At 65.5% G+C, this 24,805-nt stretch carries 22 protein-coding genes; 11 read left to right on the forward strand and 11 right to left on the reverse strand.

Translation table 11 applies throughout. The annotated features are described in order from the left end of the window. Positions 1–34: 34 nt before the first annotated feature. The 6 genes from AB3147_RS06670 to AB3147_RS06695 form a co-directional block, all read right to left on the reverse strand. Entirely contained in the window at positions 35–1,324 is a 1,290-nt protein-coding gene (locus AB3147_RS06670; protein ID WP_367351603.1) for an NTP/NDP exchange transporter, read from the reverse strand. 4 nt (positions 1,325–1,328) lie between these two features. Next, complete coding sequence (locus AB3147_RS06675) at positions 1,329–2,246, reverse strand: aldo/keto reductase (protein WP_367351604.1); 918 nt, start codon at positions 2,244–2,246, stop codon at positions 1,329–1,331. Between the two features lie 130 nt (positions 2,247–2,376). Further along, positions 2,377–3,087, reverse strand: a complete 711-nt coding sequence (locus tag AB3147_RS06680) for a Bax inhibitor-1/YccA family protein (RefSeq protein WP_175122939.1) — start codon at positions 3,085–3,087, stop codon at positions 2,377–2,379. A gap of 145 nt (positions 3,088–3,232) precedes the next feature. Next, entirely contained in the window at positions 3,233–3,700 is a 468-nt protein-coding gene (locus AB3147_RS06685; protein WP_367351605.1) for a hypothetical protein, read from the reverse strand. A gap of 52 nt (positions 3,701–3,752) precedes the next feature. Continuing rightward, positions 3,753–4,214 (reverse strand): DNA polymerase III subunit chi, encoded by a 462-nt coding sequence (locus AB3147_RS06690; RefSeq protein ID WP_367351606.1) that lies wholly within the window; start codon positions 4,212–4,214, stop codon positions 3,753–3,755. Between the two features lie 22 nt (positions 4,215–4,236). Continuing rightward, a complete protein-coding gene (locus tag AB3147_RS06695) occupies positions 4,237–5,745 on the reverse strand; it encodes a leucyl aminopeptidase (protein WP_218345216.1) in 1,509 nt (502 codons plus the stop codon). 57 nt (positions 5,746–5,802) lie between these two features. On the opposite strand from AB3147_RS06695, the gene lptF reads away from it, so the two are divergent. Beyond that, complete coding sequence (gene lptF / locus AB3147_RS06700; RefSeq protein WP_175122935.1) at positions 5,803–6,906, forward strand: LPS export ABC transporter permease LptF; 1,104 nt, start codon at positions 5,803–5,805, stop codon at positions 6,904–6,906. A 27-nt stretch (positions 6,907–6,933) separates the two neighbouring features. Here lptF and AB3147_RS06705 read toward each other — a convergent pair whose 3' ends face one another. Beyond that, positions 6,934–7,854: a LysR family transcriptional regulator gene (locus tag AB3147_RS06705; RefSeq protein WP_175122934.1), complete on the reverse strand. Its 921-nt coding sequence runs from the start codon at positions 7,852–7,854 to the stop codon at positions 6,934–6,936. A 214-nt stretch (positions 7,855–8,068) separates the two neighbouring features. On the opposite strand from AB3147_RS06705, the gene AB3147_RS06710 reads away from it, so the two are divergent. The 4 genes from AB3147_RS06710 (at position 8,069) to AB3147_RS06725 (ending at position 12,452) form a co-directional block, all read left to right on the forward strand. Then, positions 8,069–9,286, forward strand: coding sequence for an ABC transporter substrate-binding protein (locus tag AB3147_RS06710; RefSeq protein ID WP_367351607.1), 1,218 nt, complete (start codon positions 8,069–8,071; stop codon positions 9,284–9,286). A gap of 93 nt (positions 9,287–9,379) precedes the next feature. Further along, complete coding sequence (locus AB3147_RS06715) at positions 9,380–10,873, forward strand: CoA-acylating methylmalonate-semialdehyde dehydrogenase (RefSeq protein WP_218345215.1); 1,494 nt, start codon at positions 9,380–9,382, stop codon at positions 10,871–10,873. 95 nt (positions 10,874–10,968) lie between these two features. Beyond that, positions 10,969–11,913, forward strand: coding sequence for a CysB family HTH-type transcriptional regulator (locus AB3147_RS06720; protein ID WP_008161940.1), 945 nt, complete (start codon positions 10,969–10,971; stop codon positions 11,911–11,913). A 215-nt stretch (positions 11,914–12,128) separates the two neighbouring features. After that, positions 12,129–12,452 carry a DUF2325 domain-containing protein gene (locus tag AB3147_RS06725; RefSeq protein ID WP_035212827.1) on the forward strand — a complete coding sequence of 108 codons (324 nt, stop codon included), beginning with the start codon at positions 12,129–12,131 and terminating at the stop codon, positions 12,450–12,452. A gap of 189 nt (positions 12,453–12,641) precedes the next feature. Here AB3147_RS06725 and AB3147_RS06730 read toward each other — a convergent pair whose 3' ends face one another. After that, on the reverse strand, positions 12,642–13,301 hold the full coding sequence (locus AB3147_RS06730) for a C40 family peptidase (protein ID WP_175122931.1): 660 nt from the start codon (positions 13,299–13,301) through the stop codon (positions 12,642–12,644). 229 nt (positions 13,302–13,530) lie between these two features. Here AB3147_RS06730 and AB3147_RS06735 point away from each other — a divergent pair, with 229 nt between their 5' ends. The 6 genes from AB3147_RS06735 to ltaE all read left to right on the forward strand — a co-directional run bounded on the left by AB3147_RS06735 (position 13,531) and on the right by ltaE (position 21,594). Next, the gene (locus AB3147_RS06735; RefSeq protein WP_367351608.1) at positions 13,531–15,477 is read left to right on the forward strand and encodes a propionate--CoA ligase; all 1,947 of its coding nucleotides are present in this window, start codon (positions 13,531–13,533) and stop codon (positions 15,475–15,477) included. Next, the gene (locus AB3147_RS06740; protein ID WP_056567970.1) at positions 15,474–15,881 is read left to right on the forward strand and encodes a heme-binding protein; all 408 of its coding nucleotides are present in this window, start codon (positions 15,474–15,476) and stop codon (positions 15,879–15,881) included. The genes AB3147_RS06735 and AB3147_RS06740 overlap by 4 nt, the downstream gene beginning before the upstream one ends. Next, positions 15,878–17,218 (forward strand): MFS transporter, encoded by a 1,341-nt coding sequence (locus tag AB3147_RS06745; protein ID WP_367351609.1) that lies wholly within the window; start codon positions 15,878–15,880, stop codon positions 17,216–17,218. Before AB3147_RS06740 ends, AB3147_RS06745 begins: the two co-directional genes overlap by 4 nt. A 327-nt stretch (positions 17,219–17,545) precedes the next feature. Further along, positions 17,546–19,525, forward strand: a complete 1,980-nt coding sequence (gene acs / locus AB3147_RS06750) for an acetate--CoA ligase (protein WP_175122928.1) — start codon at positions 17,546–17,548, stop codon at positions 19,523–19,525. A gap of 131 nt (positions 19,526–19,656) precedes the next feature. Next, positions 19,657–20,541, forward strand: coding sequence for an EamA family transporter (locus tag AB3147_RS06755; protein ID WP_438860967.1), 885 nt, complete (start codon positions 19,657–19,659; stop codon positions 20,539–20,541). Positions 20,542–20,583: 42 nt separating this feature from the next. Continuing rightward, complete coding sequence (ltaE, locus tag AB3147_RS06760; RefSeq protein ID WP_279971720.1) at positions 20,584–21,594, forward strand: low-specificity L-threonine aldolase; 1,011 nt, start codon at positions 20,584–20,586, stop codon at positions 21,592–21,594. 38 nt (positions 21,595–21,632) lie between these two features. On the opposite strand, the gene AB3147_RS06765 is transcribed toward ltaE, so the two are convergent. The 3 genes from AB3147_RS06765 to AB3147_RS06775 all read right to left on the reverse strand — a co-directional run bounded on the left by AB3147_RS06765 (position 21,633) and on the right by AB3147_RS06775 (position 24,745). Then, the gene (locus AB3147_RS06765; RefSeq protein ID WP_175122926.1) at positions 21,633–21,977 is read right to left on the reverse strand and encodes an antibiotic biosynthesis monooxygenase family protein; all 345 of its coding nucleotides are present in this window, start codon (positions 21,975–21,977) and stop codon (positions 21,633–21,635) included. A 193-nt stretch (positions 21,978–22,170) separates the two neighbouring features. Continuing rightward, positions 22,171–23,022 carry an NAD-dependent epimerase/dehydratase family protein gene (locus AB3147_RS06770; protein ID WP_367351610.1) on the reverse strand — a complete coding sequence of 284 codons (852 nt, stop codon included), beginning with the start codon at positions 23,020–23,022 and terminating at the stop codon, positions 22,171–22,173. A gap of 76 nt (positions 23,023–23,098) precedes the next feature. After that, positions 23,099–24,745, reverse strand: coding sequence for an electron transfer flavoprotein-ubiquinone oxidoreductase (locus AB3147_RS06775; protein ID WP_343737530.1), 1,647 nt, complete (start codon positions 24,743–24,745; stop codon positions 23,099–23,101). Positions 24,746–24,805: the final 60 nt, after the last annotated feature.

Below are 24,805 nucleotides of genomic sequence, written 5' to 3' on the forward strand. Positions count from 1 at the left end.
CGTTTGGATGAATAAGATGGTTATTCAGAAAAAGTTAAGGCAAGTCGCCGTTGCGCCGATCAGCCTGCTTGCCCAGGCCATAGCCGACCGCGGCCGCACCCAACGCGACCACGGTGCCCAGCAGCGCGATCAACGCGGCGCCGTAGCCCAGCATGTCGATGCCCGCCTTCACCCAACCGCTGGCGGCATCGCCGCCGCGGTAGACCACGGTGTCGATGACGTTCTTCGTCTTGTACTTGTCTTCCGGCGTGACGGCCGTGAACAGCATTTCGCGGCCTGGGCGGATCAGCGCGTACTCCCCGGCGCGGCGCAGGATCATGGCGGCCGCCAGCACGGCGAACACGGGGAACGCGGCCAGCGCCAGGAACGCCAGCGCCACCGCAAGCGGCACCGCGGTCAGCAGGAACCGCAAACCCAGGCGTGCGGCCACGCGCCCGGTGATGAAGATCTGCGACAGCAGTGCCAGCGTCTGCACGGTGAAATCCAGGGCGCTGAAGACCCGGATGCGCTGGGCGGTGTCGGGGAACGCATCGGCGACCAGCCGCGCCTGTTCCATGTACAAAAACGTGTTCAGCGTGGCGAGCAGCACGACCAGCAGCGAAATGCCCAACAGGTAGCGGGACTGAAAGATGCGCCCCAGCCCGGCAAGAATGCCGCCTTCGATGGGACGCTGCATGTCCTGCAGGCCCACTTCTGGCCGGGAAGCGGCGCGCCACGCCAGCAGCCATTGCTTGAGCGGCAGCGTGGCGGTCAGCAGCAGGGCCGACAACACCAGCAGGCCCGCCGGACCTAACACGCCAGCGAGCAGCGCGCCAAGCAGGGGCCCACACAGGCCGCCCGCGCTGGCGCCCGCCGCGATCAGCGCGAAGAGCCGCTTGGCCGATTCCATGCGAAACACATCGGCCATCAGGCTCCAGGCGATGGACACGACGAACAGGTTGAACACCGACAGCCAGACATAGAACGCGCGCGCCGCCCAGACGCTACCGGGCTGCTGGTGGAGCAGGGCGGCAAAGCCCACCATGGTCAGCGCGAAGATGGCATAGACCCAGGTCACCAGCGTCGCGCGCGGCACGCGGGTGGAGATCCAGCCAAACAGGGGCACGACGGCGAGGGTGGCAAGAAACGTGGCGGTGAACAGCCATTGCAACTGGTTTACGCCCGCCTGGATCCCCATCGTCTCGCGGATCGGGCGCAGCATGAAATAGCCGCAAAAGAGGAAGAAGAAAAACGCGAAGCCGCAGGCGGCGGGAGCGAGTTCGTCCTCCTGGATGCCCAGCGCCCGCGACATGCGGGCGCGCCAGGACAGGGGGGCGGGCGCCATGGCGTCAGGCGAGCAGCGCGGCAATGCGGTCGCGCAGCGCGGCATCGGGCTGTTGGCCAAAGCCGGCGCGCGCGTTGTCCGCCATGTTGGCGGGCTTGGACGTGGCGGGGATGACGGCCGTGACGGCGGGGTGGCCGATGATGAACTTCAGGAAGATCTGCGCCCAGGAAGTGCAGTCGATCTCGGCGGCCAGCTTGGGCAGCGCCACCCCCTTGACCTGGCGGAACAGCGCGCCGTCCTCGAACGGCCGGTTGATCAGCACGGCGACGCCATTGGCCTGGCACGCGGGCAGCAGCCGCTTTTCAGCGCTGCGCGAGGCGATCGACAGGTTCACCTGCAGGAAGTCGGGCTTTTCCTTTTCAACCAGCTCGGTCAGATCGTCGTGGGCATGGTCCGTGTAATGCGTGATGCCGATGTAGCGCGTCACGCCCTGCTGTTTCAGGTCGCGCAGCAGCGCGAGCTGGTTGCGCGTGTCGATCAGGTTGTGCACCTGAATCAGGTCCAGCTTGTCGCTGCGCAGCGCCTCTTGCGACTGCCGCACCTGGCGCATCGCGGATTCGTGGCCGCGCGTGCTGATCTTGGTGGCCAGGAACACGCGCTTGCGCAGGCCGCCATCGCGCGCCAGCAACGCGCCTGTGACGGCCTCGGCCTCGCCGTAGCTGGGCGCCGTGTCGATCAGCGTGCCGCCCGCCTTCAGCATCGTTTCAAGCACCTGGGCCAGCGGCGCCATGGCCGACGCGTCGCTCGGCGATACGTTGAAGGTGTCCGCGGTGCCCAGTCCCACGACTGGCAGCATTTCGCCCGTCGACGGGATCGGGCGTTTGAGCATGGCTTGCGCCGGCTCAGCCGCCCATGCCGGCCACACGGTTCCGAGGAGGGCGGCGCTGGCGGTGGTCTGGAGGAAGCGGCGGCGATCGGGCATGGCGTAGCTCCGGGCAGGAAAAAGGTGAACAGGCGGGCCAAAGGAAGAGGGCCAAACAAAGCTGGCCAAAGAAAAAGGGCCTACATGTTGTGCATGCAGGCCCTTTCGGTGCTGGTCTGGCGACGGCGCGTTACTCGCGGTTGCCGCCAAAGATGCCCAGCAGCATCAGCAGGTTCGAGAAGACGTTGTAGACGTCCAGGTAAATGGCCAGGGTGGCGGACACGTAGTTGGTCTCGCCGCCGTTGACCACGCGCTGCAGGTCAACCAGCATGAATGCCGAGAAGATCACGATGGCGAGCACCGAGATGGTCAACATCAGGGCCGGCAGTTGCAGGAAGATGTTGGCCAGCGCGGCAACCAGGATGACGACGGCGCCGATGAACAGGAATTTCTGCAAACCCGACAAATCGCGCTTGATGGTCGTGGCCAGCGTGGCCATGGTGCCAAACACGATTGCGGTGCCGCCGAACGCCGTCATGACGAGCTGCGAGCCGTTGCTCATGCCCATCACGAAGCCCAGCAGGCGCGACAGCATGACGCCCATGAAGAACGTGAAGGCCAGCAGCAGGACGACGCCCAGCGAGCTGTTCTTGTTCTTTTCAATGGCGAACATCAGGCCGAAGGCGCCGACCAGGAAGACAATGGCCGACAGGCCGGGGCTGGCGCCCATGACGCGGTTGATGCCGGTGTAGAGGCCGACCGCCGCGCCCAGCACCGTCGGGATCAGCGACAGGGCCAGAAGCCAGTACGTGTTGCGCAGGACCTGGTTGCGAGCGACCTCGCCCGGCGCGCCGGCGACAGAGCCGGAACGGTTAAAAGGGGACGGACGATATTCGTTCATGGAGAACTCCTGTATACGGCAAATATGGTGATTGCCTAGAAGGCTTAGATGCGAAGGATACCTTACAGTTCCCTGAAGAATCCAGTTTGAGAAAGAAGTAGGACTGCCCGTTGCAGGGCAAATTGATCCTGCGCATGGCGGAGGATCACCCTCGCCGAACCTCGTTGAGCACGCGGGAAACAATAGCAGGCAATTCCGCATCCATGCGCGCCTGAAGCTGCTTGACCGCATCGGCAAGCGCCTGCTGCATGAGCTGTTCGACCTCGGCCTGCAGGCGCGCGGCGAGCACGGTGGCGTCGGGCAGCGGGGCGGGGCGCGCGGGGGCGGCCGCTGGCGAAGGCGCCGCCGGGGTGGTCGTTGGCGCTGCAACCGGGGCCGCCGGCTCGGACGTCCGCGAGACCGGCAACACCGGCGGCTGGTCGTCGCCGGCCACGTCCGTCAGGACGGGAAACGCGTCATGTTCATATGGGTCGTTTTCGTACACCGGACCCGCCTCGTCGGCCAGCTCGGTCAAAAGCGGCGCATCGGCGTCGTCGTCGGCCGGGTCGTGGAACGAGGGTTCGGCCCGATGGGTCAGGGTGGGGATGCCGGGGTCGGATGGGCGAGCGGGCATGGAAACTCCCGTAGTCTGGTGGAGCGCGGCGCGCGGGCGCGCGTGGGACGGTTCAGCCGCCCTGGGCCTTGCGGCTCAGGTCGTGGCTTTGCGGCGCATGACCGGCCGTAAGGTAGGTTCGCCAGCGCTGCCGGGCCGCCTGCTTGTCGTCGGGGTCGTCCGAGACGATTTCCAGCAGGCGTTCGAAAGCATCGAACCCGGGCGGACAATCGTCGTCGAGGTTCAGCAGCCAGGGCTGGGGCTGGTCGGGCTGCCCCGCCGCCTGCAGGGCCTGCAGCGGATCCCCGGCGGTGAGCACCACCGGAGTTTCCGCGGCCAGCGAATCATTTGCCAGCACGTGCGGCACGAAAGCCGTGTCGTCGAACGCCCACAGCATCCGGTCGAAGGCGGACAGGCGCGAACCGTCTTTACAGTACACCACCAGCCGCTGCCCGGCCAGGACGCGCTTGCGCACGACCTGGCAGGCCATGCGCAGGCGGTCCGGCGCGCCGAAGGCGAAGTCGATGCGCGTCATGGCGCTGTCGGCGTCCAGCGCTTCAAGCCTGGTCCAGCAGGTATTGCATCAGGAGCGGCACCGGACGGCCCGTTGCGCCCTTGTCCTTGCCGCCGCGCCAGGCGGTGCCGGCGATGTCCAGGTGCGCCCAGGGGTATGCCTTGGCGAAGCGGGACAGGAAGCAAGCCGCCGTGACGGCGCCGGCCGGAGGACCGCCGATGTTGGCGAGGTCAGCGAAGTTGGACTTGAGCTGTTCCTGGTAGGCGTCGTCCATGGGCATGCGCCATGCGGTGTCGAGCGAACGGCGGCCGGCCGAGGCCAGAGCGTCCGCCAGCGCGTCGTCCTTGGAGAACAGGCCGGTGTTGACGTTGCCCAGCGCGACGACGCAGGCGCCGGTCAGCGTGGCGATGTCGATCACGGCCGACGGCTTGAAGCGTTCGGCGTAGGTGAGGGCGTCGCACAGGACCAGTCGGCCTTCGGCGTCGGTGTTCAGGATTTCGATGGTCAGGCCAGCCATGCTGGTGACCACGTCGCCCGGCTTGTTGGCCTTGCCGCTGGGCAGGTTCTCGCATGCGGGAATGAGGCCGACGACATCCAGCGGCAATTCCAGTTCGGCCAGGGCGCGGAACGAGCCGAGCACGCTGGCGGCGCCGCACATGTCGTACTTCATTTCGTCCATGGTGGCCGCGGGCTTGAGCGAGATGCCGCCCGCGTCGAACGTGATGCCCTTGCCGACCAGCACGATCGGACCCTGCGCGGCCTTGGCGCCCTTCTTGGCAGCCTTGGCGCCGGCGTGGCGCAGCACGATGAAGCGCAGCGCTTCCTCGGAGCCGCGCGCAACCGACAGGAACGAGCCCATGCCCAGCGCCTCGACCTGCTTGCGGTCCAGGACCTCGACCTTCAGGGACTTGAATTCGCGCGCCAGACGCTTGGCGGTGTCGCCCAGGTAGGTCGGCGTGCAGATGTTGCCCGGCAGGTTGCCCAGCGTGCGGGTCAGCTCCATGCCGTTGGCGATGGCGCTGCCTTCGCGCAGGCCCTTCTGGGCCTGTGCCGCGTCGGCGCGCTCGACGACCTGCACGATCTTCTTGAGCTTGGGGCGCGCGTCGCGGTCGGGTTTGCCGAAGCTGGCGTCGTAGTGGTAGACCGCGCTGCCGGCCGCGATCGCGGCGCTGCGGGCGCGCGCAATGAGGTCGGTGTCGGCGATGGGATTGGCGAGCAGCGTGGACACGCCTTCGGCAAGCTGGGCGGCGACGCAGGAAGCGGCGAATGCCTGCTCGGCCGACGCGTGGGTGCGGGCCGAGTATTCTTCCTGCTTGCCCAGCCCGACCAGGACCACACGCTGCGCGGCGACACCCGGCAGCGTACGCAGGGTCAGCGTCGCGCCGGCGCGGCCGCGGAATTCGCTTTTGACCACCGCACGCACGGCGCCGTTGGAAGCGCGGTCGATGATGTCGGCGGCGGGGCTCAACACGCCGTCCGCGAACACGCCGACGGCGAGGGCCGCGGTTTTGACCTGGTGCAGGGAAGCAGTGGTCTGTGTGCTAAATTCCATGAGGGTTTCCCGTGTGCGTCTGTGTATGATGCGGTCGATTATCCCGCATATTCTCCCATGTCTCTATTCAAACGCTCTGTCGTCAGCGAGATCACCAGTCACGCTGGCGTTGTCTTTTCCACGTTGCTCGTCGTGTGGCTCAGCGTGCTTCTCGTGCGCCTGCTCGGTGAAGCCGCGGGAGGCAACATCGGAGCGGACGTGGTGGTCGTGCTTGCCGCGCTGTCGACCATCACCGCGCTGCCGACCATTCTGGCGGTCTCGATCTTCATCGCGGTGCTGACCACGGTCACGCGAAACTACCGCGAGTCCGAAATGGTCGTGTGGTTCGCCAGCGGCCTGTCGCTGGCGGACTGGCTCAAGCCCGTGCTGCGCGTGGCGGTCCCCGTCGCGATTGCCGTGGCAGGCCTGACGCTGGTCGCGTCGCCCTGGGCCTACCGCCAGATCGGCGAATACCACGAACGCTTCGAACAACGCTCCGACCTGTCCAAGGTCACGGCCGGCCAATTTGCTGAATCCTCCGGCGGCAGCCGCGTGTTCTTTGCTGAAGACCCCGTCAATCCCAGCGACGAACTCGGCAACGTCTTCGCGCGCGAGATCGGTCCTGAATGGCTCAGCGTGCTGACCGCAAGCAGCGCGCACAGCGAAACCCTGCCCAACGGCGACCGCTTTCTGGTGCTGGGCGAGGGTCATCGTTACGACCTGAAGCCGGGTACCCCCGAGCTTCGGCTGGTGCACTTCGAAAAATACGGCCTGCGCCTCGAAAGCAAGTCAGGCGGCGACCCTGTCGCCGAGGCCCGTGCAGCGGCAGAGCGGTCCTCCAAGGCGCGCAGCACGCCGCAGCTGGTTGAAGACAACACCAACAGCAGCTGGTCGCAGGTCATGTGGCGGATTTCGCTTCCCCTCGCCGCGCTGAATCTTGCGCTACTGGCCATTCCGCTGGGCGCGGTAAATCCGCGGCTTGGGCGTTCGGGCGACCTGCTCATCGCCGGTCTGGTCGGTCTGCTCTATATGAACCTGATCAACCTGTCGCGCGCCTGGATCTCCAACGGCAAGCTCAGTTTTGGTCTGGGCGTGTGGCTCATCCACGGCGCCGTCGCGCTGCTGACCGCCTTCCTGCTGATGCGCCGCCTGCGCGTGAAAGCGCCGAAGAACAGCGCTTAGCATAGTGGGCGCCGCCAGCCGGCGCGCTCAGGGCAGATACTTCATCGTTCCACGCCGGCCTGCCAACAGGTCGGCGTTTTTCAATACCGATTTGCGGATGAACTCCCACAGCACCGTTACGCGCTTGAGCTTGCGCAGGTCTTCGTGGCAGTACATCCAGAACGAGCGTGTGATGGCGATCTCGTCCTGCAGCACGGGTTTCAGCCGCGGATCCTGGGCCGCGATGAAGCACGGCAGGATCGCGAGCGACTGGCCCTGCAGCGCCGCGTGGTACTGGGCCACGACGCTCGTGCTGCGCAACACCACCTTGCTTGCCGGCAGCACGTCTTCCAGATAGCGCAGGCGTTCGCTGAACAGCAGCTCGTCCACATAGCCAATGAACGTGTGATCCGCGAGGTCCTCGCGGCGCGTGATGGGCGCATGGTTCGCCAGATAGCCAGGTGTGCCGTACAGCCGCAGCGTGTAATCGCACAGCTTGCTGCACACATACGGACCGCGCTGCGGGCGCTCGATGGTGATGGCCAGATCGGCCTCGCGCTTGGACAGGCTGACAAAGCGCGGCACGGGCAGGATATCCAGCGTGATGTGCGGATAGCGCCGCTGGAAGTCTGCGGCAAGCGGGGTGAGCACATAGCTGCCGAAGCCTTCGGTGGCGCCGATGCGCAGATGCCCCGACAGCGCCTGCCCGATGCCGGACAGGTTCTCGCGCGCGGTGTGCACGACGCTTTCCATCTGTTCGGCATGGACGAACAGCCGCTGGCCGTCGTCCGTCAGCACGAAGCCCGCGCTGCGGGATTTTTCAAAGAGCAGGGTGTCCAGTTCCGTTTCCAGCGCCCGGATGCGGCGCGAGACCGTGGTGTGTTCCACGCCCAGCTTGCGCGCCGCTGCGCTGACGCGCTGCGTGCGCGCCACTTCCAGGAAATAGCGCAGGCTGTCCCAATCAAGCAAGATCCATCGCTCCAAGGCCCCGGCAGCACGCTGCAACGCGGGTTTTTTTGTGTGTGCATGAATGCACAAGGAATGTGCATTTCTGGTGTTGCTTGTTGATTTTCACACATCTACACTGGATCGGCTGGCCTTGGGCTATGCCCTGGGACCGCAGGCCGCGAAGACGGCGCCACAACGCTAACACTCAGCGCATAAAAACTCAGGAGACAAATCCATGAAATTGCACGCACGCGGGCTCGCCGCAGGCTTGTGTCTGGGCGCCGGTTTGCTTGGGCAGGCCCATGCGGCGGATAAGCCGCCAGTGAAGATCGGCATTCTGACGGATATGTCCGGCACCTATGCCGGCATGGGGGGCGCAGGTTCGGTCGCCGCGGCGCAGTTGGCCATCGACGACTGCCTTGCGGCGGAATGCAAAGGCATGAAGATCGACCTGGTGTCCGCGGACAACCAGAACAAGGCGGACGTCGGCGCCGCGCGCGCCCGCGAATGGTTCGACCGCGACGGCGTCACCGCGATCGCCGACCTCACCAATTCCGCCGTGGCGCTGGCCGTGCAGGGCATCGCCCGCGAAAAGAACAAGGTCGTGATGTTCTCCGGTCCGGCCACCACGGCCCTGACCAACAAGGAATGCTCGCCGGTCGGCTTTCACTGGATGTTCGACACCTACTCGCAGTCGGCGGGCGGCGCCAAAGCCACCGTGCGCGAGGGCGGCAAGTCCTGGTTCTTCATCACCGTCGACTATGCGTTCGGCCACTCGCTGGAGGCCGACACGGCCAAGGCGGTGAAAGCGTTGGGCGGCACGGTGGCCGGCAGTGTGCGTCATCCGCTGAACGCACCCGACTTCGCGTCCTATCTCTTGCAGGCGCAAAGCTCCAAGGCGCAGGTGGTGGCGCTGGCCAACGGCGGCCAGGACACCGTCAACGCGGTCAAGCAGGCGCGCGAGTTCGGCATCGTGGCCGGCGGCCAGCGCCTGGTTTCGCTGCTGATCTTCCTGTCCGACCTGCGTGCGCTCGGCCTGGAGAACGCCCAAGGGTTGTCCTACGTGGACGGCTTTTACTGGGACTACGACGACGCCACGCGCGAGTGGTCCGGCCGTTTCGAGAAGGCCTTCCGCGGCCTGAAGCCCACCATGACGCAGGCCGGCGTGTATTCCAGCGTGCTGCATTACCTGCGCGCCGTGGCCGCCGCCAACAGTACGGATGGCAGGGTCGTGGCCGACAAGATGCGCGAGATTCCCATCAAGGATCCCATCATGCGCAACGCGTCGATCCGCCCGGACGGCCGCGTGATCCACGATATGTACCTGTACGAAGTCAAGAAGCCCGCGGACTCCAAGGGCGGCTGGGACTATTCGAAGCTGGTGGCCACCATTCCGGCGGCCGAAGCCTTCCAGCCCCTGGCCGATTCGAGCTGCCCGCTGGTGAAGAAATAATCCGAGGCACGCGGGCGTTGTCCCGCGGGCCCGGTTCGATCCAAGAACGCGGACGACCATCCGCATCGACTACGCAGTGTGAGGAGCATCAAAATGAGTGAAGTCCCGCGCGTTCCGCTACTGATCGGCGGCAAGCTTGTGCAGTCCAAAACCACCGAATGGCGAGACGTGATCAACCCCGCCACCCAGGAGGTCGTCGCCAAGGTGCCCTTCGCCACGCGCGAAGAACTGGACCTGGCCGTCTCCAACGCCAAGGAGGCTTTCAAGACCTGGCGCAACGCCGGGCAGGGCGCACGCATGCGCGTCATGCTCAAGTTCCAGGAGCTGCTGCGCGCCAATACCGGCAAGCTGGCCGAGATGATTACCCGCGAACACGGCAAGACGCTGCCGGACGCCGAGGGTGAAGTCGGCCGCGGTCTGGAAGTGGTCGAGCACGCCTGCTCGATCGCCAACCTGCAATTGGGCGAATACGCGGAAAACGCGGCGTCCGGGATCGACGTCTACACGCTGATCCAGCCGCTGGGCGTGTGCGCGGGCATCACTGCGTTCAATTTCCCGGTGATGCTGCCGTGCTTCATGTTCCCCATCGCCGTGGCCTGCGGCAATACGTTCGTGCTCAAGCCCTCCGAGCAGGATCCGACCTCGTCGCTGTTCCTGGCGGAACTGGCGCTGGAAGCCGGCCTGCCGCCCGGTGTGCTCAACGTGGTGCACGGCGGCCCGGAAACGGCCAACGGCCTGTGCGAGCATCCGGACATCAAGGCGGTGTCGTTCATCGGCTCGACCCGCGTGGGCACCGAGATCTACAACCGCGCATCGGCCGCCGGCAAGCGCTGCCAGTCGATGATGGGCGCCAAGAACCACTGCGTGGTTCTGCCGGACGCTGATCCGGAAGTCGCATTGAACCAACTGCTCGGGGCCGCCTTCGGTGCGGCCGGCCAACGCTGCATGGCGTCGTCCGTGGCCGTGCTGGTGGGCGAGGCCCGCAACTGGCTGCCCGATTTCGTCGAACGCGCCAAGAAGCTCAAGGTCAACGCCGGCACGGACCGCCAGGCCGACCTGGGTCCGCTGGTGTCGCCCAATGCGAAAAAGCGCGTGGAAAGCCTGATCCAGAAGGGCGTGGACGAAGGCGCCAAGCTGCTGCTCGACGGCCGCAACCTGAAGGTGGCGGGTTTCGAGGAAGGCAACTTCGTCGGCCCCACCGTGTTCGACGGCGTTGCCGAGAACATGACGATCTACACCGAGGAGATCTTCGGGCCGGTCCTGTGCTGCGTTGGCGTCGAGACGCTGGAAGACGCGGTGGAATTCATCAACCGCAACCCCAACGGCAACGGCGTCGCCCTGTTCACGCAGGACGGGGGCGCCGCGCGCTACTTCCAGAACAACATCGACGTGGGCCAGGTCGGCATCAACGTGCCGATTCCGGTGCCGGTGGCGTGGTTCAGCTTCACGGGTTCGCGCGGTTCCAAGCTGGGCGACCTGGGCCCCAACGGCAAGCAGGCTGTGCAGTTCTGGACGCAGACCAAGACGGTCACCGCACGCTGGTCGGCGCACGCCAAGACCGTCAACACCACGATCTCGATGCGCTAAAAGAGGGGACGCCTTGCTCCTAAGCTTATACGAATAATTCATATAGCAAGGCGTTCTTATTACTTATAATTGGCCCGTCTATCAGGGGCCAATTAATGAACCTCCAGCAATTTCGTTTCGTGCGTGAAACCATCCGGCGCGACTTCAACCTGACCGAAGCCGCCCGGATGCTCTACACGTCGCAGCCCGGCGTTTCCAAGGCCATCATCGAGTTCGAAGACGAGCTGGGTATCAAGATCTTCGAACGCCACGGCAAGCGCATCAAGGGGCTGACCAAGCCGGGTCTTGCCGTGTCGCAGGTGATCGACCGCATCATGCGCGAAGTCGACAACCTGAAGAAAGTCAGCGACGAATTCGCGCGCCGCGATGAAGGCGGCCTGGTCATTGCCTGCACCCACACGCAGGCGCGCTATCTGCTGCCGCGCGTCATTCCCGCGTTCCGCAAGCAATTCCCCAAGGTTCACCTGTCGCTGGCCGAGGGCAGCCCCGCCCAGCTTGCTGAAATGGTCTTGCATGAACAGGCGGATCTGGCGCTGGCCACCGAATCGCTGGCGTTGACGCCGGGCCTGGCCACCTTGCCGGTCTATGCGTGGGAACACACCGTGGTGGTGCGGCCCGATCATCCGCTGGCCGAACTGACCTCCAGCGCCGCCAAGCGGCTGTCGCTGGCGCAACTGGCCGAGTACCCCATCGTGACCTACGACCGCGCTTTTACCGGCCGCAGCACGATCGACGAGATCTTCGCCAATCAGGGCATTCATCCGGACATCGTGCTGGAGGCCATCGACGCCGACGTGATCAAGACCTATGTGGACGTGGGCCTGGGCATCGGCATCATCGCGGGCGTCGCCTATGACCCGCGTCGTGATTCCAATCTGGTCGGCCTGCCGGTGGGGCACCTGTTCGGCACGCATACCACCCGCGTGGGCGTGAAGGCGGGCGTGTTCCTGCGCGATTACGTCTACACCTTCCTGGAAATGCTGGCGCCTTCGCTGACCCGGGCGGTGGTGACCGATGCGGTGCAGGGCGCGCCGAAATAGCCTCTGCCGGCTGCCGGCGCCCGCCTCGACAACACGCGACGTCCTCACGACGTCGCGTTTTTTTTTGCCCGATGACCTTGGGGAAAGCGTGAGACGGCTATCCCTTTCCATAAGCTCATAAAAATAATTAAATAAGAACCGATCTCATTTGAGTTGACGAAAAAATAGGAATCATTATCATTACATCCAGGCTCAACGACCCAGTGAGGTAAATCATGACGGCAGGACTTAGTGCAGTGGTAGTGGGCGCCGACCGCCTCGGCAATATTCCCGATCTGCTCAAAGGACACAACATCTCGATCACGCACCACATCAGCGGGCGCGATCCTTCACATCAGAAGAAGACCCTGCAACTGCCCTCGGGCACGCAACTGGTCATCCTGCTTACCGATTTTCTTGGCCACAACGTCATGAAGACGTTCCGCAACGCCGCGCAGCGCGGTGGCATCCGGGTCGTCGCTTGTCGCCGTTCCGTGTGCAGCATGCAGCAGGCGCTGCAGCAATGCGGCCTGTGCCCGCGCGCCGGTACCGTTCATTGATGGGACGCGTCTTGCCGCGCATCCACGACAAACTGGGGAGGCCGATACGGCCTGCGGTCTGAACGCCGCGAAGAGAACAAACAAAAACGCCGCCGGACGAAAGTCTGGCGGCGTTTTGCATTTTGGACGATGGCGGCGGGTAGGCCCGCGTGCGACTATGTCGCCTTTAGTCTGGACAGGGCAGGGCAGTCAGTTTGCCGCGCGGGCCGATGCCATCAGGGTGTTGTCGAGGCGGCGGGCGCCGTTGTAGCGCTTGGACCAGTAGGCCATGGTCATGTTTTCGACACGCACCACGCCGCCGGCGCTGGGCGAATGCACGAAGCGGTCGTCGCCCAGGTAGATGCCAACGTGGGAATAACGGCGGCCCATGGTGTTGAAGAAGACGAGGTCGCCGGCCTGCAGTTCGTTCTTGGCGACGGCCACGCCTTGCTGGGCGATTTCGGCGGCATTGCGGGGAAGCTTGAGCCCCAGGCCACGTTCGGCCGAGTAAGCGACGAGGCCGCTGCAGTCAAAGCCGGTGTCGGGGGAACTGCCGCCGAAGCGGTAGCGGATGCCCAGGTGATTCAGGGCTTCGCTGACCATGCCGTTGTCGGTGCCGACACCCGAATGGGTGCGCTGGCGTTCACGCTTGAATTTCTGGACCACCAGCATGCCGATGGGATCATCGGCGGTGGCAACCCACTCCGTTTCGTAAGGATCGATCTCGGACGTATGGGCGGTTGACTTTTGGCTAGTGCTTGCACAACCCGCCAGACCCGCAAAACAAGCAACCAACGCGAGCATGCGCAGACCGCGCTTTGCAAGGCCAGTGGTTGAATTGAATCGCGCGGGTATGGAGTGTCGATGCATTCGCCTGGGGATGATTCACTGAACACAGCAAAAACCGCGCATTAGCCGCGGTTGGGGCCGAGATGTCAGCAAATTCAACAATTATGTGCAACTTCGCGGGGATTCTACCAAACTTTTAGTGCCGGTTCGTTACGTATCGGCCCTAAATATCCATGCAGCGTGGACATCTGGAAGAATTTTTTGACGTGCGGCAAGTCTCGTGCAAGGTTTGCCTACCAGAATGACCGAAATGATTAGACAAAAATCAATCAGCCTTAAGGCCTATGAACAATACCAGGAGACAGACATGCAAAGAACCCGGGATTTCCACTATCGCTCGGTGAATGACCGCGACGCCTTCTGGCGTGAAGAGGCCATGCGCATCCACTGGGAAACGCCTTTTGACAATGTGCTGGACTTCTCGCGTCCGCCTTTCGCCAGGTGGTTCGTGGGCGGGCGCACCAATCTTTGCTACAACGCCGTGGACCGCTGGCTGCCGACACAGGCGGACAAGCCGGCGCTGATCTGGGTGTCCACCGAGGTGGACCGTGAGCAGGTGTACACGCGGCAGGACGTCTTCGAGGAAGTGAACGCGGCAGCCGCCATGCTGCGCGAGTTGGGCGTGGGGCGCGGCGACCGCGTGCTGCTTTACATGCCGATGGTGCCGGAAGCCGTGTTCACCATGCTCGCCTGCGCGCGCATCGGGGCAGTGCATTCGGTGGTGTTCGGCGGGTTTGCATCCGTGAACCTGGCGCAGCGCATCGACGATGCGTCGCCGAAGGTAGTGGTGTGCACGGACGGCGGCTCGCGGGCCGGCAAGGTCGTGCCGTACAAGCCGCTCCTGGACCGCGCCTTGAGCCTGGCCAAGTCGCCACCGGCCTCGGTGGTGGTGTTCGACCGCGGCCTGGCCCCGTTCGAACCGGTGGCCGGTCGCGATCTGGATTACGCGACGCTGCGCGAACGCCACCGCGGCGCGCGGGTGCCCGTCGAGTGGCTGGAATCGTCCGAGCCCAGCTACATCCTCTATACCTCCGGCACCACCGGCCGCCCCAAGGGCGTGCAGCGCGACACGGGCGGATACGCCGTGGCGCTGGCGTCGTCCATGGAATACCTGTTCGATGGCAAGCCCGGCGACACCTATTTCTGCACCAGCGACATCGGCTGGGTGGTCGGGCATTCCTACATCGTCTACGGACCGCTCATCGGCGGGCAATCGACCATCCTGTACGAGGGAACACCCGTGCGCCCGGACGGCGCGATTCTCTGGAAGCTGGTCGAGCAATTCGGCGTGAACACGCTGTTTTCGGCGCCGACCGCAGTGCGCGTGCTCAAGCGCCAGGATCCCGATCTCTTGCGGCGGCACGATCTGTCCACGCTGCGCGCCGTCTATCTGGCCGGCGAACCGCTTGACGAGCCGACGGCGCAATGGATCTCGGAAGGCCTGGGCAAGCCCATCATCGACAACTACTGGCAGACGGAATCCGGCTGGCCGATCCTGTCGGCGCAGCCGGGCGTGGAAAAGGTCGCCACCCGGTTTGGCAGCCCGTCGTTCCCGGTCTACGGCTTTGACGCGCGCATCGTCAGCGAATCCACCGGCGAAGACCTGGGTCCGGACGAGAAGGGCGTGGTCGCCATCGTGCCGCCGCTGCCGCCCGGCGCCATGTCCACCATCTGGGGCGACGACGCGCGCTTCGTCGAAACCTACTTCACGTCGATTCCTGGCCGGAAGGTGTATTCGACCTTCGACTGGGGGCGGGTGGACGCCGATGGCTACTGGTTCATCCTGGGCCGCACGGACGACGTGATCAACGTGGCGGGCCACCGGTTGGGCACGCGCGAGATCGAGGAGTCGGTCAACAGCCACAACGGCATCGCGGAATGCGCGGTGGTGGGTGTGTCCGACCCCCTCAAGGGGCAGGTCGCCATGGCGTTCGCCGTGCTGAAGAATCCAGCCGGCGCCGACACGCCGGAAGCGGCAAAGGCGCTGGAAGCGGATATCATGCGGCTGGTGGAAGAACAGCTTGGGGCGGTGGCAAGGCCGGCCAGGATCCGGTTCGTGGGCGCCCTGCCCAAGACCCGTTCCGGCAAGGTGCTGCGCCGCGCGATCGTCGCGGTATGCGAGTCGCGCGATCCCGGCGACCTGACCACCATGGAAGACCCTAACGCCCTCGAACAGATCAAGGAGTCACTGCAATGAAAACCAAACCCGTGCTGAGCGCCGACGACGTCAAAAAGATCCTGGCCGCGGCCGAAGCACACGCCTTGCAGAACAAGTGGGCCGTCACCATCGCCGTGACCGACGATGGCGGCCATCTGCTGGGCATGCTGCGCCTGGACGATGCGGCGCCGATCTCGTCGCACATCGCGCCTGCCAAGGCCAAGACGGCCGCGCTGGGCCGCCGCGAATCGCGCATCTACGAAGAACTGATCAACAACGGCCGCTACTCGTTCCTGTCGGCGCCGCTGATCGAAGGCATGCTCGAGGGCGGCGTGCCGGTCGTCGTTGACGGCCAGGTCGTCGGCGCGGTGGGCGTTTCGGGCGTCAAGTCGACCGAAGACGTGCAGATCGCGCAAGCAGGCATCGCCGCGCTGGGCCTATGAGCCAGGCGCTGCCGCCGGAAACGCCGGCTGGCGTTTCCGCGCAGGACACCCGGGGGGCGGACAGCGGTCCGCTGAACCCCGGCGTGAAACGGCGCGAAGTCTGGGCCTGGGCCATGTACGACTTCGCGAACTCCGGATACACCACCGTGATCCTCACGGCGGTTTTCAGCACCTATTTCGTCGGCGTCGTCGCTGCGCGCGCCACATGGGCCACGCTCGCGTGGACGTCCGCGCTATCGCTGTCGTACCTCGTCATCATGCTGACCATGCCTACGCTGGGCGCCCGCGCCGATGCACGGGCCAGCAAGCGGCGGCTGCTCTACACCAGCACGGCCGGCTGCGTGGCGGGCACGCTGGCCCTGACGCAAGCGGGGCCGGGCGACGTCTGGCTGGCGCTGGCCGCCATCGTCGTGTCCAACTACTGCTATTGCGTTGGCGAATCCGTGGTCGCGGCGTTCCTGCCTGAACTGGCCAAGCCGCAGGCGTTGGGCCGCGTCTCGGGTTGGGGATGGAGCTTTGGCTATTTCGGCGGCATGCTGACGCTGGGGTTGTCGCTTGTCGTGGTGACGCTGGCCGAAGGGCGAGGCGAGACCGCCGAGCAGTTCGTGCCCTGGGTCATTGTGGTGACAGCCTCGGTATTTGCGCTGGCCGCGCTGCCGTCGTTCTTCATGCTGCGCGAGCGCGCCAAGCCGCAGCAGGGCAATCCGCCCGCGCTGCACATGCTCAAGCGCCTGGCCTATGCCTGGCGCGAAACGGGCTTGCACTTCCCGGAGTTTCGCCGCCTGTTGATGTGCATTGCCTGCTACCAGGCCGGCATCTCGGTCGTGATCACGCTGGCCGCGGTGTATGCGTCGGAAGTCATGGGTTTCACTACGCCGCAGATCATGCTGCTGGTGTTCACCGTGAACATCGGCGCGGCGGCCGGGGCGTTTTCGTTCGGCTACGTGCAAGACCGCATCGGCCACAAGCCGGCGCTGGCCATCACGCTGGTCGGATGGATCGTGATGGTGCTGACGGCTTACGCGGCCGTGACCGCGCCGGTGTTCTGGGTGGCGGCGGTGCTGGCCGGCCTGTGCATGGGCACGACGCAGAGCGCGGGCCGCGCCATGACCGGCGCGCTGGCGCCGGCGGGCCGGCTGGCCGAGTTCTATTCGCTGTGGACCTTTTCCGTGCAGCTTGCCGCCGTGATCGGCCCGTTGACGTACGGGCTGGTGACGTGGGCCACGGAAGGCAATCATCGCCTGGCCATCCTCGTCACGGGGCTGTTCTTCGTCGGCGGACTGGTCCTGTTGTCGCGGGTGGACATGAAGCGCGGCCTCGCCCGGCAGGCCGCCTGAATGCGGTATACGCCAAGCGGGAAGCGACTGCTATCCTTATGGACTGCCTTGTGCCGCCGCGTCCCGATACGGCGGCACATGCTGATTGCTTGGCATTGTTGGCGCGTCGCAGTGCGGCGCGTCGTTGGCTTGTGCATGCTGCCCGGTTGGCGCCTTGCGGCGTCTTCCTGCCCGGATCCGGCGCAGACGCATCGCCTTGGGCCTCGTCAATCTGCGGGCTCCGGCCCGCATTTTGCGTAAGGTGCCCGTAAGAGCGCGGCGATACGGTTGCAGGTGGGTAATAAAAAAGCAGCATAAACAACAGAATCACCGATTGGAGACAAGATCATGTCGAACGCTATTGAGTCCGTACTGGTGGAAAACCGCGTGTTTCCGCCGCCCGAGCGCGCCGCGCAGGGCGCCGCGATTTCCAGCATGGACGCCTACAACGCGCTGTGCGCGCAGGTCGAGAACGACTTCGACGGATTCTGGGCCGGACAGGCCCGCGACAATCTGCAGTGGACCAAGCCCTTCACGCAGGTGCTTGACGAGTCCGATGCCCCGTTCTACCGCTGGTTCGGCGACGGCGAACTGAACGTCTCGGCCAATTGCCTGGACGTCCACCTGACCAACGGCAACGCCGACAAGACCGCCATCATCTTCGAATCCGACGATGGCAAGGTCGACAAGGTCACCTATCGCGAATTGCTGGCGCGCGTGTGCCGCTTCGCCAATGGGCTGGCGGCGCTGGGCTACAAGAAGGGCGATCGCGCCATCATCTACATGCCCATGTCCATCGAAGCCGTGGTCGCCATGCAGGCCTGCGCGCGCCTGGGCGTGACGCACTCGGTGGTGTTCGGAGGTTTCTCGGCCAAGAGCCTGCAGGAACGCATCGTCGACGTGGGCGCATCGCTCATCATTACCGCCGACGAACAGGTGCGCGGCGGCAAGACCATTCCGCTCAAGCCCGCCGTGGAAGAAGCCATCGCGATGGGCGGCTGCGAAGCCGTCACCAAGGTCGTCGTGTACCGCCGCACGGGCGGCAAGGTGCAGTGGAACGAAGGCCGCGATCTCTGGATGCAGGACGTCGAGGCCGGCCAGCCGGACACCTGCGAACCGGTGCCGGTCAACGCCGAACACCCGCTCTTCATCCTGTACACCTCAGGTTCCACGGGCAAGCCCAAGGGCGTGCAGCATTCGTCCGCCGGCTACCTGTTGTGGGCGCTCCTGACCGTGAAGTGGACCTTCGACGCGCGCAAGGACGACGTCTACTGGTGCACCGCTGACGTGGGCTGGGTTACCGGTCACACGTACATCACCTACGGCCCGCTTGCTGCTGGCCTGACGCAGATCGTCTTCGAAGGCGTGCCCACGTTCCCCAACGCCGGCCGCTTCTGGGACATGATTGCGCGCCACAAGGTCACCACGTTCTATACGGCGCCGACCGCGATCCGCTCGCTGATCAAGGCGTCTGAAGCCACGCCCGACGCGCATCCCAAGAACTACGATCTGGACTCGCTGCGCATCATCGGCACGGTGGGCGAGCCCATCAACCCCGAAGCCTGGATGTGGTATCACAAGAACGTCGGCCGCGAGCGCTGCCCCATTGTGGATACCTGGTGGCAGACCGAAACCGGCGGGCACATGATCACGCCGCTGCCGGGCGCCACGCCCACCAAGCCGGGTTCGTGCACGCTGCCCCTGCCGGGCATTGCCGCAGCCATCGTCGACGAGACCGGCGGCGACGTGGACAAGGGCAATGGCGGCTTCCTGGTCATCAAGCGTCCGTGGCCCGCCATGATCCGCAACATCTGGGGCGATCCGGAACGCTTCAAGAAGAGCTACTTCCCGTCCGAACTGCGTGGCTATTACCTCGCGGGCGACGGCGCGCAGCGCGACGCCGACGGCTACTTCTGGATCATGGGCCGTATCGACGACGTGCTGAATGTCTCGGGCCACCGCCTGGGCACGATGGAGGTCGAGTCGGCGCTGGTGGCGCACGAAATGGTGGCCGAGGCCGCCGTCGTGGGCCGTCCCGACGACACGACCGGCGAGGCCGTCGTGGCCTTCGTCGTGCTCAAGCGCTCTCGTCCAGAAGGCGAAGAGGCCCAGGCCATCGCCAAGCAGTTGCGCGACTGGGTGGCCCGCGAGATCGGTCCCATCGCCAAGCCCAAGGACATCCGTTTCGGCGACAACCTGCCCAAGACCCGTTCAGGCAAGATCATGCGCCGCCTGCTGCGCGTGGTCGCCAAGGGCGAGGAAGTGACGCAGGACGTGTCCACGCTGGAAAACCCCGCCATCCTGGAGCAGCTCGCCAAGCCGCTGTAAATGCAACCGGCCGGATTTCACCGGCCGTTTGCAGCGCGACAGGCGCATAATGACGACGCCCGTGCCGGCATGTAGCGGCACGGGCGTCGTCATTCCTGGATTGCCAAATTTCTTCGCATGGAGCCGCACCCGTGAGCAGCAGTTTCGATCGCGCAGGGCTTGCCCTGATGTTCAGCACCATCCTGGTCTGGGCGGGAAGCTGGATCGCGATGAAGCTGATCGTGCCCTACATCGGACCGTTCGACTTCGTGGCCCTGCGCTACGTGACGGGCAGCCTGGTGCTTTTCGCGCTCGCGTTCGCCACGCGCCGGCCGCTGGCGATGCCGCCCTGGAAACTGACCCTCTTGATCGGCCTGACCCAGACGGCGGGCTTTCAGGGCTTCGTCCAGACCGCGCTGGTGGACGGGGGCGTGGGCAAGGTGTCCCTCATGGCCTACACCATGCCGTTCTGGGTCGTGCTGTTTGCGTGGTGGTTGCTGGGCGAGCGGCCCACGGCCCGGCACGCGGCCGGCAGCGCGCTGGCCGCCGTCGGCCTGATCTGTTTCGTCGAACCCTGGAACGGGCTGGGCGACATCCGCCCCGTGTTGCTGGGCCTTGGAAGCGGCCTGTGCTGGGGCGTGGGCACGGTGCTGTCCAAGCGCATGTTCGACCGCCATGCGCCGGACGTGATGACGTTCACCGCGTGGCAGATGCTGTTCGGCGGCCTGGTCATGGTGCCCATCGCCTATCTGGTGCCGCAGATGACCGCCCAATGGGGCTGGCCGCTCTGGACCGGCATGACCTACATTGTGCTGATCGCCACCGCGGCGGGCTGGCTGCTGTGGCTGCAGGTCGTGCGCCGCGTGCCCGCGTCGATCGCGGGACTGTCGAGCCTGGGCGTGCCCGTGGTGGCCATGCTGCTGGCATGGGCCATCCTGTCCGAGCGTCCCACGCCCGTCGAGGTAGGCGGGATGGTGCTGATCCTGGCTGGCATCTTTGTGGTGAGCCGTGCCGCGCCGGCCGCGCGCGCCGAATGACCTTTCCGAATTCCTGTCCTCTCCAATCCCCTGGAAACTTTCATGATTGATCTGCGTAGCGATACCGTCACCCGTCCCGATGCGGCCATGCTGCAGGCGATGGCCAATGCCCCGCTGGGCGATGACGTGATGGGCGACGATCCCACCGTGATCCGCCTGCAAAAGACGTTGGCCGAGCGCACCGGCAAGGCTGCCGGCCTGTTCTTCCCGTCGGGCACGCAAAGCAACCTGGCCGCGCTCATGGCGCATTGTGATCGCGGCGACGAGTACCTTGTCGGCCAGCTTGCGCATACCTACAAATACGAGGGCGGCGGCGCAGCGGTGCTGGGCAGCATCCAGCCCCAGCCCATCGAACACGCGCCGGATGGATCGTTGCCGCTGGAAAAACTTGCCGCGGCGCTCAAGCCCAAGGGCGACCCGCACTTCGCGCGCACGCGCCTGCTGGCGCTGGAAAACACCTTCCACGGCAAGCTGATTCCGGCCGCGTACATCCGGGCCGCGACGTCCTGGGCGCGCGAGCAGGGCCTTGCCACGCACCTGGACGGGGCGCGCGTGTTCAACGCGGCCGTCGCCAGCGGCAAACCCGTGGCCGACCTTTGCCAGCCCTTCGACTCGGTGTCCATCTGCTTTTCAAAGGGTTTGGGCGCGCCGGTCGGGTCGGTGCTGGTCGGCAGCGAGGAATTGATCGGCCGCGCGCATCGCTGGCGCAAGATGCTGGGCGGCGGCCTGCGCCAGTCTGGCGTGCTGGCGGCCGCGTGCCTGTACGCGCTGGAGCACAACGTGGAACGGCTGGCGCAGGACCACGAGAATGCGCGCCTGTTGGCCGAAGGCCTGCGGGGCATTGCCGGCGTCAAGGTGCTGAGCCAGGACACCAACATGGTGTTCGTGGAATTCGAGCCGTCACGCTGCGATGCGCTGACGGCGGCGCTGGGCAAGGAAGACATCCTGATGCGCGCCGTCTATGGCGGTCCGACGCGCCTGGTCACGCATCTGAACGTGTCGGCCGACGACGTGCGGCGCGTGGTCGAGGCCGTGGGGCGGTTGTTGCGTTAAGCCGCCTCGGCGATCGCAATCGCGCCGTCGCCGCGAGTTCAGCCGTGGCGCGCGCGGCTGTCGGAGGGCGCCTCGTCGCGCTCCTGCATGCCGTAGTCGCGCAGCACCTGGGCCACGCGCAGACGGTAGTTCTGGAACACGCCGCCGCGCCCGGCCTCTTGCGCGCGGCGGTGCGATTCCAGGGAACGCCAGCGCAGCACCGCGGCCTCGTCGCGCCAGAATGACAGCGACAGCAGCTTGCCGGGCGTGGACAGGCTTTGAAAGCGTTCGACGGAGATGAAGCCGTCGATGGTGCGCAGCTCGTCGATCAGGCCGGCGGCAATCTCCAGATACGGGGCGGGGTCGCCGTGGGCGGGCTCGACTTCGAATATCACGGCAATCATGGGCTGCTGTCCTTTTGAAAATCAAACTGGGCATGCGCGCGTTGGAGAGCGCGCGATAGCGCAATCGCGTGGGTCTGGATGCGTGACGGCGTCCAGGGGATGGGGGGCGGCATGGCGGGTGGGCGGTGACCGATGGGGGATTCGGCCGCCAGTATCCGCCAGCCCCGCAGGCAACGATTCGGTGTGAGCCGAACTATGCCTGCGCCGCGTCGCCGTCGGCCAGTAACGCCGAGTAGCCCTGCCGTGAATCGGGCCATTGCAGCGACAGGCCGCTGGCGCGCAGGCGCGCATTGCTGAGCTTCTTGCTGCCCACGTTGGCGGGCGCAGGCGCCTCGCGCGGGGCCGGGGCGCCGATCATCCGGGCCAGTTCGGCATACAGGACGTGCAAAGGCAGAGGCGTGTCGTCGCAGCCGATGTACACCGGCGCAACCTCTGGCAGCAGCGCCAGGTGCACCACCGCGGCGGCCGCGTCGTCGATGTGGATGCGGTTGGCCCAATGCTCGGGCTGCACAGGCGCCCCTGCCGCGCCGCTGCGCAGGCGCTCGATGAGCTGCATTCGACCCGGCCCGTACAGGCCCGCGAGCCGCAGCGCCGCCGAGGAAACCGGCTGTGCGGCGAGCGCGGCCTCGGCTTCGAGCAGCACTTTCCCGTTGAAGCCTTGCGGCGCGGGCGGCGTGTCTTCGTCCACCCAGCCGCCATGATGTTCGCCGTACACGGCGCTGGAAGATACGAACACGATGCGCTTCAGGCTGGACGTGTCCAGCGCCTTCAATACGTTGGCCAGGCCATCCACAAACACGCCGCGGTACGCCTGCGGATCGCGCGCGCCGGGCGAGGGCAGGTGAATGAGCCGCGTGACGCCTCGCGGTAGCGAGGCAAGCGTGTCCGGGCGCGTGATGTCGCCTTGCAGCCATTGAACGCCGCTGGCATCGCCGGCGGGCGGGTGGCGGCGCAGCGCATGGACCTCGTCGCCGCGCGCCAGAAAGCGCTGCGCCGCGCGCAGGCCCAGGTCACCGCAGCCGATCAGAAGTACGCGTTCGCTCATGTTGTCGCTCCAGGCAGTCGGAAAAAAAAGGCGCCCCGCAGGGCGCCTTCCGGGCGGGCTCGGTGCGCCCTTAGTGTCACATGCCGCTGTAGACCGGTCCTTCGCCGCCTTGCGGCGCCACCCAGACGATATTCTGCGTGGGGTCCTTGATGTCGCAGGTCTTGCAGTGCACACAGTTCTGCGCGTTGATCTGCAAGCGGTCCTCGCCGTGGTCGTCCTTGACGAACTCGTACACGCCGGCCGGGCAGTAGCGCGACTCGGGGCCGCCGTACTTGGCCAGGTTCACCTTCACCGGCACGGACGGATCCTTGAGGGTCAGGTGGACGGGCTCGTTCTCGTCGTGGTTGGTGTTGGAAATGAACACCGAGCTCAACTTGTCGAACGTGAGCTTGCCGTCAGGCTTGGGGTAGTCGATGCGCGCGCATTGCGACGCCGGTTGCAGACAGGTGTGGTCGGGCTTGTTGTGACGCAGTGTCCAGGGCATCTTGCCCTTGAGCAGCAGCTGTTCGATGCCGGTCATCAGCGTGGCGACCGTGCGGCCCTTCTTGAACCACTGCTTGAAGTTGCGCGCCTTGTTCAGTTCTTCGTGCAGCCAGGAGGCTTCGAAGGCCTTGGGGTAGGCGGTCAGTTCGTCCTGGCGGCGGTCGGCAACGAGGGCGTCGAAGGCGGCTTCGGCGGCCAGCTTGCCCGACTTGATGGCGGCGTGGCTGCCCTTGATGCGCGAGGCGTTCAGGAAACCGGCTTCGCAGCCGACCAGCACGCCGCCCGGGAACGTGAGCTTGGGCAGCGCCAGCAGGCCGCCGGCGGTGATCGCACGCGCGCCGTAGGCGATGCGCTTGCCGCCTTCGAACGTGCCGCGGATGGCCGGGTGGGTCTTGTAGCGCTGGAATTCGTCGAAGGGCGACAGCCACGGATTGGCGTAGTCCAGACCGACGATCATGCCCACGGCCACCAGGTTGTTGTCCAGGTGATAAAGGAACGAGCCGCCGTAGGTGTCGGCATCCAGCGGCCAGCCGGCGGTGTGGATCACCAGGCCGGGTTTGGATTGGGCCGGATCGACTTCCCACATTTCTTTGATGCCGATGCCGTAGGACTGCGGGTTGCGGCCATCGTCCAGCTTGAAGCGTTCGATGAGCTGGCGGCCCAATTGGCCGCGCGAGCCTTCGCTGAACACCGTGTAGCGGGCATGCAGTTCCATGCCGGGCTGGTAGTGGTCGGTGTGGCTGCCGTCGCGGGCCACGCCCATGTCGCCGGTGGCCACGCCGCGGACGGCGCCGTTTTCGTCGTACAGCACTTCAACGGCCGCAAAGCCGGGGAAGATGTCCACGCCCAGCGCTTCGGCCTGTTCGCCCATCCACTTGACGACGTCGCCCAGACGGACGATGTAGTTGCCTTCGTTGTGGAAGCACGGGGGCAGCAGCCAGTTCGGCGTGGCGCGCGCGCCGGTCTCGGACAGGAACAGGAACTTGTCCTGCGTGACGGGCACGTTCAGCGGCGCGCCTTTCTCTTTCCAGTCGGGGATGAGTTCGGTCAGCGCCAGCGGGTCCATGACGGCGCCGGACAGGATGTGCGCGCCAAGTTCCGCGCCTTTTTCCAGTACGCAGACGCCGATCTCCTGATTCTTCTCAGCGGCCAGCTGCTTCAGACGGATTGCTGTGGCCAGGCCGGCGGGACCACCGCCAACCACGACCACGTCATATTCCATCGACTCGCGTTCAGACATTGCAAAGCTCCCCGTATGTATTCCATATATGGCTGGAAGTATTATCGGCGATTGTATTGC

Origin of the sequence: Achromobacter animicus (assembly GCF_040775605.1) — a bacterium.
GTDB lineage: Bacteria > Pseudomonadota > Gammaproteobacteria > Burkholderiales > Burkholderiaceae_B > Achromobacter > Achromobacter animicus.